This is a genomic window from Streptomyces sp. NPDC096324 (assembly GCF_044763015.1).
Classification (GTDB): Bacteria; Actinomycetota; Actinomycetes; order Streptomycetales; family Streptomycetaceae; genus Streptomyces.
Window position 1 is genome coordinate 329,670 of record NZ_JBIWFK010000003.1, and the last position, 12,668, is coordinate 342,337.

The following is a 12,668-nucleotide window of genomic DNA, read 5'->3' on the forward strand; positions in this document are numbered from 1 at the left end:
ACACGATTGACAAATACGAGCGGTCACTCGCATTCTTGAAAAACGCGAGCGACGTCTCGTGTTTGCCAGTCTATGGCAATGGGCGATCCATGATGCCTGCACGGATGCGGGTCATCGGGTCACGGTGAAGGGGACACCGCATCATGTCCGAAGTCGACGGCGCGGACGCCGGGCCCGCGACGGGGGCCGGCGGGAGCCGGGTCGAGCAGGGGACCGAGCACGGAGGTACGGGCTCGGGCGGCGGTACGGACGGGGGTGCCCGCCTCGGGGGCTGGACCCGGTTCGTGACCGCGCGCCCACGGCTCTCCCTGCTCGTCGCCCTCCTGCTGACCGCGCTCGCCGTGGTCGCCGGCAGCGGAGTCGCGGACCGGCTGGGCAGCGGCGGCTGGGAGGACCCCACCGCGCAGTCCACGTACGCGACCAAGGCCCTGGAGCGGGAGTTCCCCGCCTCGCAGCCCAACCTGCTGCTCCTTCTCGACGCGGGCAAGGGCTCGGTCGACGACCCCGCGGTCGCCGCGGAGGCCCGGCGGATCACGGCACGTCTGGCCGCCGAGCCCGGCGTCACCGGCGTCGGTTCGTACTGGCAGACCCCGTCCCCCACGCTGAAGGCCCGCGACGGCCGCGAGGCGCTGATCGCCGCCCGGCTCACCGGCGACGAGACCGCCGCGGCCCGCACCCTGGACCGCATCGCCCCCTCCTACCGAGGAGAGAGCGGGCCCGTCGAGGTCGAGGTCGGCGGACCGGTCGCCGTACGCCACGAGATGCAGACGACCATCAAGGAGGACCTCACCCGGGCCGAGATGATCGCCCTTCCGGTGACCCTCCTGCTGCTGGTCATGGTCTTCGGGAGCGCCGTCGCGGCCCTGCTCCCGCTCGGGGTCGGGATCATCGCGATCCTCGGCACCAACGCCGTGCTGCGCGGACTCACCGAGGTCACGGACGTCTCGGTCTTCGCGATGAACCTGACGACGGCCCTCGGCCTCGGACTCGCCATCGACTACGCCCTGTTCATCGTCCGCAGGTTCCGCGAGGAACTGGCCGGCGGCGCGCCGCCGCGCGCCGCGATCGGTGTCACCCTGCGCACCGCGGGCCGGACCGTCCTCTTCTCCTCCCTCACGGTCGCCGTGTCGCTGGCCGCGATGCTCGTCTTCCCGCAGTACTTCCTGCGCTCCTTCGCCTACGCGGGCATCGCCGTCGTGCTGCTCGCCGCGGCCGCCGCCCTGATCCTGCTCCCCGCGGCGCTGATGCTCCTCGGCGACCGGGTGAACTCCCTCGATCTGCGGCGGCTGTTCCGGCGCGGCAGGCCGGACCCGGTCGAAGGCGGGGCCCTCTGGGGACGCACGGCCTCGCTCGTCATGCGCAGGGCGCCGCTCTTCGCGGTGGCCACCACGGCCGGCCTCATCGTTCTCGGACTGCCCTTCCTGGGCGTGAAGTTCGGCACGGCCGACGATCGGCAGCTCCCCTCCGGCGCGGAGTCGCACATCGTCCAGCAGCACATCCGCGACGGCTTCGCCGGCAGCCCGGGCAGCGCTCTGGAGGTCCTGGCCGAGGGGAGCGCCACGGAGACGGAGTACGCCCGGTACCGCGAGCGGATCGCCGCCCTGCCCGAGGTGCTGCGCGTGGACGGCCCGCTGGTGAAGGGCGACGCCGCCTACTTCTCGGTGCTGCCGAAGGGCGAGGCCGTGGACGAGGGGGCCCAGCGGCTGGTGGGCGAACTCCGGGCGGCCGACGCTCCGTTCAAGACCTCCGTGACGGGCACGGCGGCCGTCCTGGTCGACTCCAAGCACGCGATAGCCGACCGGCTCCCGTGGGCGGCCGGCTTCATCGCGATCGTCACGCTGTTCCTGGTGTTCCTGCTGACGGGCAGCGTGCTGATCCCGGTCCAGGCGGTCCTGCTCAACGCGCTCAGCCTGACCGCGATGTTCGGCGCCGTGGTCTGGGTCTTCCAGGACGGCCATCTCTCCGGCCTCCTCGACTTCACCAGCTCCGGTTCGATCGAGACGACCCTCCCGGTCCTGATGTTCTGCGTCGCCTTCGGCCTCTCCATGGACTACGGCGTCTTCCTCCTCTCCCGTATCAAGGAGGAGTACGACCACACCGGCGACCACCGGGAGGCGGTCCGCTTCGGACTCCAGCGCACCGGCGGACTGATCACGGCGGCGGCGGTCATCCTCGCCGTGGTGATGGTCGCCATCGGCACCTCCCGGGTGGCCAACACCAAGATGCTCGGACTGGGCGTCGCGCTGGCGGTCCTGATGGACGCGATGGTCGTCCGCAGCCTGCTGGTCCCGGCGGTCATGCGCCTGACGGGCAGGGCCACCTGGTGGGCACCGGGACCCCTGCGCCGCTTCCACGACCGCTTCGGCCTCAGCGAGTCGGAAGCACCGGCGCCGGCTCCGGACACCGAGCCGGTCCGGGATGCCGAGCCGTCCGCGAACACCGAGTCGCCGGACACCGAGTCGCCGGTCGCCGAGCCGGTCCCGGACAAGGTGTCCGAGGCGGAGCCGGCCCCGGACGCGCCGGAGGAACCGGACGCGGAGTCCGCCCGGGACACGGCCGAGGCGCGCCGCTAGCGTTCCTCGGGAGTTGATCTCCGAGTGGAGGGCGGGAGCCGATGCGGGCAGTGGTGTTCGAGCGGTACGGGGAGCCGGCCGAGGTCCGGGAGGTGGCGGACCCGGCGCCCCCGGAGCACGGGGTGGTGGTGCGGGTCGAGGCCACGGGGCTGTGCCGGAGCGACTGGCACGGCTGGATGGGCCACGACCCGGACATCACGCTGCCGCACGTGCCCGGCCACGAACTGGCCGGGGTGATCGAGGCGGTGGGCGCCGGGGTGAGCGGCCATCGCCCCGGCGACCGGGTCACCGTCCCGTTCGTCTGCGCCTGCGGAAGCTGTGCCGCCTGCGCGGCGGGTGACCAGCAGGTGTGCGAGCGGCAGACCCAGCCGGGGTTCACGCACTGGGGCTCCTTCGCCCAGTACGTGGCGCTCGACCACGCCGAGGTGAACCTGATCCCGTTGCCGGCGGAGCTGTCCTTCGCCACGGCGGCCTCGCTGGGCTGCCGGTTCGCCACGGCGTTCCGGGCGGTGGTCGCGCAGGGGAGGACGGCTCCGGGGGAGTGGGTCGCGGTGCACGGCTGCGGGGGCGTGGGCCTTTCGGCGGTGATGATCGCGGCGGCCTCCGGCGCACGCGTCGTGGCCGTCGACGTGTCCCCCGAGGCGCTCGCCCTGGCGCGGAGGTTCGGGGCGGCGGAGTGCGTGGACGCCTCCGCCGTGGCGGACCCGGCGCGGGCGGTCCGTGAACTGACCGGCGGGGGCGCGCACGTGTCGCTGGACGCCCTCGGATCGCCGGGCACCTGCGCGGCCTCGGTGGACAGCCTGCGCCGCCGCGGCCGGCACGTCCAGGTCGGCCTGCTGCCCTCGCCGACCGGTCTCACCCCGGTCCCGATGGCCCGGGTGATCGCCCTGGAACTCGAACTCCTCGGCAGCCACGGGATGGCGGCCCACGCCTACCCGCCCCTGCTGGAGCTGGTCCGCTCCGGAGTGCTCCGCCCGGATCTCCTCGTGACCTCCACCATCGCGCTGGACGCCGCGCCGGCCGCCCTGGCCGCCATGGGGTCCGCTCCGGGCCGGGGCGTGACGGTGATCGAGCCGTGGGCGTGAGGGCGCCGGGTGGTGCGTCGCCCCGGGTGACGCACCACCCCGGCCGGACGCGTCAGGTGTCCCTGCGGCCCCGGTTTCCCGGGCGGGAGGCGACCCAGGCGCGGACGGTGTCGGCGTACCAGTAGGGCTTTCCGGCCTCGACGTGGTCGGGCGGCGGCAGCAGCCCGTGTTTGCGATAGGACCGGACGGTGTCCGGCTGCACCTTGATGTGCGCGGCGATCTCCTTGTACGACCAGAGCCGGCGGTCGGTCATGAGTGGCACCTCCCCGCGCGCGCCGCGGCGGCGGCCTGGGACGGCCGTCGGGGGAGCCGGGCGCTGCGCTGGTGATCACAAAGCGTGTGCCCGGTGAACGACGCGGCGTGAGGGCTGGGCCGTGGCTGTCGCCCGGGTGTGACGCAAGACCCGCGTATACGCGACATGTGTGACACAGAGGAGTTTTTTGTGACACGAGTGACGCATTGGCGGTAGCGGGACGGAGTCGCCGCCCGGTCGTACGAACGGCCCGCCGGGCCCCGAGCACCCGGGGGGCCGGGGGTCCGGGTGCCCCGGGCGGCGGGCGTCAAGCGCCGCAGGACCTCAGGAACTCCCGGGTGCGCCGGGCGATCGGCAGCGGTTTGTCCGGCGGGCACGGATACATGTCCTGCTCGACGATCGCGAACAGCTCGACGCCGAGATCCTGGGCGGCGGCGAGGACGGGTTCCAGCTCCGGCACGCCGGAGGGCGGTTCGCACATCACGCCGCGCGCCACGGCCGGCCCGAACGGGAGCTCCTCGGCCCGCACCCCGGCCAGCACCCGCGGGTCCACCTGCTTGAGATGCAGGTAGCCGATGCGTTCGCCGTACGTCTCGATGAGCTTGACGCTGTCGCCCCCGCAGTAGGCGTAGTGGCCCGTGTCCAGGCACAGCGACACCAGCGAGGAGTCGGTCGCGTCGAGGAAACGGGTGACGTTCCGCTCGCTGTCGATGTGCGTGTCCGCGTGCGGATGGACGACCACCCGCAGCCCGTAGCGCTCGCGCACCTCATGGGCGAGCCGCTCGGTCTGGGTGGCCAGATCCCGCCACTGGGCCGGCGTCAGCTCGCTGTCCTCCAGCACCGCGCCGGTCTTGTCGTCCCGCCAGAAGGCCGGGATGACCACGAGATGCCCGGCGCCCATCGCCTGGGCGAGCGCCGCGATGTCCGAGACGTGCGCCCAGGTGGACTCCCACACGTCGGGACCCCGGTGCAGTCCGGTGAAGACCGTGCCCGCCGACACGCCGAGCCCGCGCCGGGCGGTCTCCTCGCGCAGGACGTCCGGATCGGTGGGCAGATAGCCGTACGGGCCGAGCTCGATCCATTCGTAGCCCGATCCGGAGACCTCGTCGAGGAAGCGCTGCCAGGGGACCTGCAGGGGGTCGTCGGGGAACCAGACGCCCCAGGAGTCGGGAGCCGAACCGATCCGGATGCGCGAGAGTGAGGACGGAGGTGACGACCGCGGTGACGACTTCGGTGAGGGGTCGGGGGACGACTGCGGCGATGACTGCGGCGGCGACGACGTCATGGGCGCCAGCTTCCGGCGGCTCCCCAGAGGTGTCAAGCCATGGTCCGAATGTCTGGACAAAACGTTGACAGGGTCCCCTCGCGGGGCTAGACCTGGGGACAGCCACAGGGACCACCGAGAAGGGAACTCGATGGCGTACGAGCTGATCACCATGGGGCGGATCGGCGTGGACCTCTACCCGTTGCAGACGGGGGTCCCGCTGTCCCGGGTGACCTCCTTCGGCAAGTTCCTCGGCGGCTCGGCGACCAACGTCGCGGTGGCGGCCGCACGGCTCGGACGGCGTACCGCCGTCGTCACCCGAACGGGTGCGGATCCCTTCGGAACCTATCTGCGCGAGGCGCTGCGCGACTTCGGTGTCGACGACCGCTGGGTCGCCGAGGTCCCGGGACTGCCGACGCCGGTCACCTTCTGCGAGATCTTCCCGCCGGACGACTTCCCCCTGTACTTCTACCGGCAGCCCAAGGCCCCCGACCTGGAGATCCGCGCGCACGAACTCGACCTCGACGCCGTGCGCGAGGCGGGGGTCTTCTGGATGACCGGCACGGGACTGAGCGCCGAACCGAGCCGCACGGCCACCCTCACCGCCCTGGCCCACCGGGCCCGCTCCGGTACGACGGTCTTCGACCTCGACTGGCGCCCCATGTTCTGGACCGACCCCGCCTCCGCGCGCCCCTTCTACGCGGAGGCCCTGCGCCACGCCACCGTCGCCGTCGGCAACGTCGACGAGGTCGAGGTCGCCACCGGAGAACGCGAGCCGCACGCGGCGGCCGCCGCGCTCCTGGCGGCCGGTGTCGAACTCGCCGTGGTGAAACAGGGCCCCAAGGGCGTCCTCGCCGTCCATCGCGACGGCACCACGGCCGAGGTCCCGCCCCTGCCGGTCGAGGTCCTCAACGGCCTCGGCGCGGGCGACGCGTTCGGCGGCTCCCTCTGCCACGGACTGCTCGCCGGCCGGGACCTGGAGAAGACCGTGCGCCACGCCAACGCGGCGGGCGCCATCGTCGCCTCCCGGCTGGAGTGCTCCTCCGCGATGCCCACCGCGCACGAGATCGAACAGGCCCTCGCCGCCGGAGCGGTGCGGTGAGGGCGGGCCACGTCGGGGGAGCCCGCCCCGAACAGGGCGGCGACGGGCCCGCGCCCGTACGCGTCGACGTCTCCGCGCTCGCCCGGACCCGGGCCCGCCGTCCCGAGGCGGTCGCGGAGGCCGCCGCCCGGCGCGCGCGACGCCCGCTGATCGAGGGCTCCGGCCGGCTGATGATCGTCGCCGCGGACCACCCGGCCCGCGGCATGCTGGCCGTGGGCGAGCGGAGACTGGCCATGGCGGGGCGCGCCGACCTGCTGGAGCGCCTGTGCGTCGCGCTCGCCCGCCCCGGGGTCGACGGCGTGCTCGCCACCGCCGACATACTGGACGACCTGCTGCTCCTCGGCGTGCTCGACGGCAAGGTGGCCATCGGTTCGATGAACCGGGGCGGACTGGCCGGTTCCGCCTTCGAACTGGACGACCGGTTCACCGGCCACCGCCCGCGGGACATCGAGCGGTTCGGTCTCGACGCCGGCAAACTCCTGCTGCGCATCGACTACGACGACCCCGGCTCGCTGCGCACGCTGGAGTCCGCCGCCCGCGTGATCGACGACATGGCCGAACGCCGACTTCCCGTCTTCGTCGAACCGTTCCTCTGCCGTCGCCGGGACGACGGCACCCTGCGCAATGATCTGAGCGCCGAGGCCGTGACCAAGTCCCTCGCCATCGCGGGCGGCCTGGGCGGCAGTTCGGCCTACACCTGGCTGAAGGTCCCCGTCACCGAGAACCCCGACGACATGGCCCGTGTCATGGAGACCTCCACGCTGCCCGCCGTCCTGCTCGGCGGTGATGTCGGCGAGGACCAGGAGGGTGCGTACGAGAAGTGGCGCGGTGCGCTCCAACTCCCCACCGTGCAGGGACTGGTGGTGGGCCGTTCGCTGCTGTATCCCGCGGACGGCGATGTCGCCGCGGCCGTGGACACCGCCGTAGGACTTCTGTGAGGGCCGCATGAGTCGTCCGAGCAACGAGCTGTACGTGCCCGCGGGCACCACCGCCGACGCCTACTACGCCCTCGACATCGCCCCCGAACGGGCCGGCTGGACCCACAGCAGCCTGCGGATCGTGGAGCTGGCCCCCGGCGGCACCCACACCTTCACCACCGGGGACAGCGAGTGGATCGTGCTCCCGCTCGGCGGCGGCTGCGCGGTGCGCACCAAGGACGGCATGGACGAGGAGGAGTTCCAACTCCTGGGCAGGCGGAGCGTGTTCGACGGAGTCTCCGACTTCGCGTACGTTCCCCGTGAGGCCCGGGCCCAGATCGCCTCCGGCGCGGGAGGCCGCTTCGCCCTGGCAGGAGCGAAGTGCGAGCGCCGACTCCCCGCCCGCTACGGCCCCGCGCCGGAGGTTCCCGTCGAAGACCGCGGCAGCGGCGGCTGCGCGCGCCAGGTGCGCAATTTCGCCGCCGCGGACGTCTTCGACTGCGACCGGCTCATCGCCGTGGAGGTGATCACCCCGGGCGGCAACTGGTCCTCGTATCCGCCGCACAAGCACGACGAGCACCTGCCCGGTGTCGAGTCCCTGCTGGAGGAGATCTACTACTTCGAGATCGACGGACCGAACGGGTTCGGCTATCAGCGGGTATTCCCCTCCCGTGAGGGCGGTTCGGACGTCCTCGCCGAGGTCCGCACCGGCGACGCCGTCCTCGTCCCCGACGGATGGCACGGCCCGTCCATCGCCCAGCCCGGTCACACCATGTACTACCTGAACGTCATGGCGGGGCCGTGCGGGGACAGGCAGTGGCGGATCCGCTTCCACCCGGGACACGCGCAGAGCACAGGGGGATACCGATGACCTCGACGACGAGGCTGACGGTCGCGCAGGCGCTGGTGCGGTTCCTGGCCGCTCAGCACACCGAACGGGACGGCGAGCGCCACCGGCTGATCGGCGCCGTCTGGGGCATCTTCGGCCACGGGAACGTCGCCGGGATCGGCCAGGCACTCGTCGAGTACGCCACGGTGCCCGGCGGGGGGACACCCTCCGCGGCCCCCGTGATGCCGTTCCACCAGGGGCGCAACGAACAGGCCATGGTGCACGCGGCCGTCGGCTACGCCCGCCAGCGCGGCCGGCTGTCCACGCACGCGGTGACCACCTCCATCGGGCCCGGCGCCACCAACCTCGTCACCGGCGCCGCGCTCGCCACCGTCAACCATCTCCCGGTGCTGCTCCTGCCCGGCGACGTCTTCGCCGGTCGCCCCGCCGACCCGGTGCTCCAGCAACTGGAGGTCCCCTTCGCCGGGGACGTGTCGGTCAACGACTGTCTGCGTCCGGTGTCGAAGTACTTCGACCGGATCACCCGCCCCGAGGCCCTGATACCGGCGGCGCTCCAGGCGATGCGCGTGCTGACCGACCCCGTCGACACCGGCGCCGTGACGCTCGCGCTGCCCCAGGACGTGCAGGCCGAGGCGTACGACTGGCCCGAGGAGTTCTTCGCCGAGCGGACCTGGTCCGTACGGCGCCAGGCTCCCGACGCGGGCGAGCTGGCCCGCGCCGTCGAGGCGGTCCGCGCGGCCCGGCGTCCGCTGATCGTCGCGGGCGGCGGCGTCCACCACAGCCGTGCCGAGGAGGCGCTCGCCGCGTTCGCCTCGGCCACCCGTATCCCCGTCGCCTCCACCCAGGCCGGCAAGGGCTCGCTGCGCTGGGACCATCCGCAGGACGTCGGCGGCATCGGGCACACCGGCACGGCGACCGCCGACGAGCTGGCCCGCACCGCCGACCTGGTGATCGGGATCGGCACCCGCTACACCGACTTCACCACCGCCTCGGGCACGCTGTTCGCCGCCTCGGGCGTCCGCTTCGTCAACCTCAACATCGCCGCGTACGACGGGCACAAGCTCGCCGGCTCTCCGCTGATCGCCGACGCCCGCGCCGGCCTCGAAGCGCTCACCGGGGCATTGGCGCCGCACCGCCACCGCGCGGAGCCCGCGTACGTCACCGAGTACACCGACGACAAGGAGCGCTGGGAGTACCGCGTCGACGCGGCCTACGAGGCGGAGGACATCGACATCCGGCCCACCCAGCCGCAGGTCCTCGGCGTCCTCGACGAGCTGGTCACCGACGAGGACATCCTGATCAACGCGGCCGGCTCGCTCCCCGGCGACCTGCACAAACTGTGGCGGGCGCGGTCGCGGGACCAGTACCACGTCGAGTACGGCTATTCGTGCATGGGCTACGAGATCCCGGCCGCGATCGGGGTGCGGATGGCGGCCCCGGACCGGCCCGTGTGGGCGCTGGTCGGCGACGGCACGTATCTGATGATGCCCACCGAGATCGTCACCGCCGTGCAGGAGGGCGTCGCGATCAAGGTGGTCATCCTGCAGAACCACGGGTACGCGTCCATCGGCGGGCTCTCGGAGTCCGTGGGCGGCGAGCGCCTGGGCACGGCGTACCGCCGTCTGGCCGCCGACCGTACGTACACAGGAGTGCCGCTGCCGGTCGATCTCGCGGCCAACGCGGCCAGTCTGGGTATGCGGGTCCTGTGCGCGAGGACCGTGCGTGACCTGCGGGCGGCCCTGGCCGAGGCGCGCGGGGCGGACACTCCCACTTGTGTCTACGTGGAGACCGAAACGGCAGACACAGTGTCGGGCGCGCCCCCGGCCCAGGCCTGGTGGGATGTACCTGTGGCCGAGACCGCGACCCGAGCGTCGGCGGTCAAGGCCCGCGAGGAGTACGACCGGCACGTCGCCGCCCGACGCCGCCATCTGTGAAGGAGTAATTGGCCATGACGAAGACCGTCGACCACTGGATCGGTGGCAAGACCGTCGAGGGTGCGTCGGGTACGTACGGGCCGGTCACCGACCCGGCGACCGGCGCCGTGACCACGAAGGTCGCGTTCGCGAGTGTCGAGGAGGTCGACGCCGCCGTCGCCGCCGCGAAGGACGCGTACGCCACCTGGGGTCTGTCCTCGCTGGCCAAGCGGACCACGATCCTGTTCAAGTTCCGCGCGCTGCTCGACGCCAACCGCGACGCCATCGCCGAACTGATCACCGCGGAGCACGGCAAGGTGCACTCGGACGCGCTCGGCGAGGTCGCGCGCGGTCTGGAGATCGTCGAGCTGGCCTGCGGGATCACGACGCAGCTCAAGGGCGAGCTGTCGACCGAGGTGGCCTCCCGGGTCGACGTGTCCTCGATCCGCCAGCCGCTGGGTGTCGTCGCGGGCATCACGCCGTTCAACTTCCCGGCCATGGTCCCGATGTGGATGTTCCCCATCGCCATCGCCTGCGGCAACACCTTCGTCCTCAAGCCCTCGGAGAAGGACCCCTCGGCGGCCATGAAGCTCGCCGAGCTGCTGGCCGAGGCCGGTCTGCCCGACGGTGTCTTCAACGTCGTGCACGGTGACAAGGTGGCCGTCGACCGGCTCCTGGAGCACCCGGACGTCGCCGCGGTGTCCTTCGTGGGCTCGACGCCGATCGCCCGCCACATCCACACCACCGCCGCCGCGAACCACAAGCGGGTCCAGGCGCTGGGCGGCGCCAAGAACCACATGCTGGTCCTGCCGGACGCCGACCTGGACGCCGCGGCCGACGCCGCCGTCTCGGCCGCGTACGGCTCGGCCGGCGAGCGCTGCATGGCGATCTCCGCCGTCGTGGCGGTCGGTTCCGTCGGCGACGAACTCGTGGCCAAGATCCGCGAGCGCGCCGAGAAGATCAAGATCGGTCCCGGCAACGACCCGGCGTCCGAGATGGGCCCGCTCATCACGGCCGCCCACCGCGACAAGGTGGCCTCGTACGTGAAGGGCGCCGCCGACCAGGGCTGCGAGGTCGTCCTCGACGGTACGGGCTACACGGTCGAGGGTCATGAGGACGGCCACTGGATCGGTCTCTCGCTCCTGGACCGCGTGCCGGTGACGGCGGACGCGTACAAGGACGAGATCTTCGGCCCGGTGCTGTGCGTGCTGCGCGTGGAGACGTACGACGAGGGCGTGGCGCTGATCAACGGCTCCCCCTTCGGCAACGGCACCGCGATCTTCACCCGGGACGGCGGCGCGGCCCGCCGCTTCCAGCTCGAGATCGAGGCGGGCATGGTCGGCGTGAACGTGCCGATCCCCGTGCCGGTGGGCTACCACTCCTTCGGCGGCTGGAAGGACTCCCTGTTCGGGGACCACCACATCTACGGCAACGACGGCACGCACTTCTACACCCGCGGCAAGGTCGTCACCACCCGCTGGCCGGACCCGTCGGAGGCCCCGGCAGGCGTCGACCTGGGCTTCCCGCGCAACCACTGAGGCGTCCGCGCCCCCGGTGCCCCGTCCCTCGCACGAGGGGCGGGGCACCGTCGTGCCGGGGTCCACTACTGCCGCGCGGCCGCCTTCTTCATGAGCTCGGTGACATCACCGGTCTGTGCGGCCGGCGGGGCCTTCACATCGGCGGTGGCGCCGAACTTCTCGAAGTCCATGGTGATCGTCGCGTTGCCGATCGTTTCCTTCAGCCGGGCCGGCAAGTCCTCGGCGCCGACCCAGATGTCCATGGTGATCGAGTCGGTGCCGCCGGTCATCGAGTTGAAGACGGTGTCGTCCCCGGACGCGAGGGCGTCCTTGGCCTTGCCCATGTGGTTCTTGTCGATCACGGCCCGGTAGTGGGTCGTGCTCTTCCCGCCGATGGTCTCCTTGCCGAGGTCCTCGGCATTGCTCGCGTACTTCAAGCCCCTCATGGCGGCCGCCGGGCTGCCGCTGTTCGAGCTTCCGCTCAGCGCCTGGGCGCCCTTGTCGCCGAATATGGCCGACACGTCGACCTTCATCCACTCCTTGCCCTTGAGCGGTCCGGAGGGCTGCGGTTCGGTGTCGTAGTAGTACGCGCCGTCCACGAGGAGTGCGCGGATCCGGGGGGCGTGCGTCAGCGCCTCCATCTTCGCGGCCCTGGTGTCCATCTCGACGTCGTACGCGAAGCCGTCTCCCCAGGAGTAGGTGCCCTCCATGGCTATGGGGGCGCCGCCGTTCATCGTGGTGGTCATCTTGACCTCGGCGGAGCCCAGGGACTCCGTCCGGTCGGTGGCCCGCCCCAGCGCCGCCATGATCGTGTCGGCGTGGCTGACCGCCTCGGCGGCCTTCCTCGTCGTCTCCGCACCGCATCCGGCCGTCCCGGCCAGCGCCGCCGCGGCCACCCCCGCCCAGACCACGCCCCGCATGTACCGCATGTTCCCCACCCCTGTCCGTGCTTCTCCGTGCGGCAGGACTCTAGCGGCGGGGACTGACATGACCACCACAGATTAACGTCCGGAATGCGGACTGATTCCGGTGAGTTTCGGAGCTCGGGCTGCGGTTCTCGTCACGTCGTGACGAAACGGGTAGTGCAGGTTTTTTGGCTCTACCCCCTTTGAAAGCAAGGTCACAGTCTGTTGCGTGTTGAGGATTGCAACACGGGCGTGTTACGGCCTGGGAAAGTTATGTGACGTGCGTTGC

10 protein-coding genes are annotated in these 12,668 nt (G+C 71.9%); 7 read left to right on the plus strand and 3 right to left on the minus strand.

Annotated elements, in window-relative coordinates; all coding sequences use genetic code 11:
- Positions 1–143 precede the first annotated feature (143 nt).
- The gene (locus ACIQ7M_RS08880; protein WP_403641480.1) at positions 144–2,573 is read left to right on the plus strand and encodes an MMPL family transporter; all 2,430 of its coding nucleotides are present in this window, start codon (positions 144–146) and stop codon (positions 2,571–2,573) included.
- Positions 2,574–2,614: 41 nt separating this feature from the next.
- Positions 2,615–3,658: a zinc-dependent alcohol dehydrogenase family protein gene (locus ACIQ7M_RS08885; protein WP_403641483.1), complete on the plus strand. Its 1,044-nt coding sequence runs from the start codon at positions 2,615–2,617 to the stop codon at positions 3,656–3,658.
- Between the two features lie 52 nt (positions 3,659–3,710).
- On the opposite strand, the gene ACIQ7M_RS08890 is transcribed toward ACIQ7M_RS08885, so the two are convergent.
- On the minus strand, positions 3,711–3,911 hold the full coding sequence (locus ACIQ7M_RS08890) for a MerR family transcriptional regulator (RefSeq protein WP_355764666.1): 201 nt from the start codon (positions 3,909–3,911) through the stop codon (positions 3,711–3,713).
- Between the two features lie 307 nt (positions 3,912–4,218).
- Positions 4,219–5,196: a sugar phosphate isomerase/epimerase gene (locus ACIQ7M_RS08895; protein ID WP_355764668.1), complete on the minus strand. Its 978-nt coding sequence runs from the start codon at positions 5,194–5,196 to the stop codon at positions 4,219–4,221.
- A gap of 130 nt (positions 5,197–5,326) precedes the next feature.
- On the opposite strand from ACIQ7M_RS08895, the gene iolC reads away from it, so the two are divergent.
- The 5 genes from iolC to mmsA are packed head-to-tail and all read left to right on the plus strand — an operon-like array spanning position 5,327 to position 11,495.
- Positions 5,327–6,277, plus strand: a complete 951-nt coding sequence (gene iolC / locus ACIQ7M_RS08900) for a 5-dehydro-2-deoxygluconokinase (protein ID WP_403641487.1) — start codon at positions 5,327–5,329, stop codon at positions 6,275–6,277.
- Positions 6,274–7,215 (plus strand): deoxyribose-phosphate aldolase, encoded by a 942-nt coding sequence (locus tag ACIQ7M_RS08905; protein ID WP_403641490.1) that lies wholly within the window; start codon positions 6,274–6,276, stop codon positions 7,213–7,215. Before iolC ends, ACIQ7M_RS08905 begins: the two co-directional genes overlap by 4 nt.
- Positions 7,216–7,222: 7 nt before the next feature.
- Complete coding sequence (gene iolB / locus ACIQ7M_RS08910; protein WP_403641493.1) at positions 7,223–8,065, plus strand: 5-deoxy-glucuronate isomerase; 843 nt, start codon at positions 7,223–7,225, stop codon at positions 8,063–8,065.
- Entirely contained in the window at positions 8,062–9,978 is a 1,917-nt protein-coding gene (gene iolD, locus ACIQ7M_RS08915) for a 3D-(3,5/4)-trihydroxycyclohexane-1,2-dione acylhydrolase (decyclizing) (RefSeq protein ID WP_355764679.1), read from the plus strand. Before iolB ends, iolD begins: the two co-directional genes overlap by 4 nt.
- Before the next feature lie 14 nt (positions 9,979–9,992).
- Positions 9,993–11,495, plus strand: coding sequence for a CoA-acylating methylmalonate-semialdehyde dehydrogenase (mmsA, locus tag ACIQ7M_RS08920; RefSeq protein WP_386979375.1), 1,503 nt, complete (start codon positions 9,993–9,995; stop codon positions 11,493–11,495).
- A 65-nt stretch (positions 11,496–11,560) separates the two neighbouring features.
- Here mmsA and ACIQ7M_RS08925 read toward each other — a convergent pair whose 3' ends face one another.
- Positions 11,561–12,403: a hypothetical protein gene (locus ACIQ7M_RS08925; protein ID WP_403641498.1), complete on the minus strand. Its 843-nt coding sequence runs from the start codon at positions 12,401–12,403 to the stop codon at positions 11,561–11,563.
- Between the last annotated feature and the right edge of the window lie 265 nt (positions 12,404–12,668).

Coding starts and splice junctions, on each gene's coding strand:
- ACIQ7M_RS08880 (WP_403641480.1), top strand. CDS start 144: ATGTCCGAAGTCGACGGCGCGGACGCCGGGCCCGCGACGGGGGCCGGC.
- ACIQ7M_RS08895 (WP_355764668.1), bottom strand. CDS start 5,196: ATGACGTCGTCGCCGCCGCAGTCATCGCCGCAGTCGTCCCCCGACCCC.
- iolD (WP_355764679.1), top strand. CDS start 8,062: ATGACCTCGACGACGAGGCTGACGGTCGCGCAGGCGCTGGTGCGGTTC.
- iolC (WP_403641487.1), top strand. CDS start 5,327: ATGGCGTACGAGCTGATCACCATGGGGCGGATCGGCGTGGACCTCTAC.
- mmsA (WP_386979375.1), top strand. CDS start 9,993: ATGACGAAGACCGTCGACCACTGGATCGGTGGCAAGACCGTCGAGGGT.
- ACIQ7M_RS08925 (WP_403641498.1), bottom strand. CDS start 12,403: ATGCGGTACATGCGGGGCGTGGTCTGGGCGGGGGTGGCCGCGGCGGCG.
- ACIQ7M_RS08890 (WP_355764666.1), bottom strand. CDS start 3,911: ATGACCGACCGCCGGCTCTGGTCGTACAAGGAGATCGCCGCGCACATC.
- ACIQ7M_RS08885 (WP_403641483.1), top strand. CDS start 2,615: ATGCGGGCAGTGGTGTTCGAGCGGTACGGGGAGCCGGCCGAGGTCCGG.
- iolB (WP_403641493.1), top strand. CDS start 7,223: ATGAGTCGTCCGAGCAACGAGCTGTACGTGCCCGCGGGCACCACCGCC.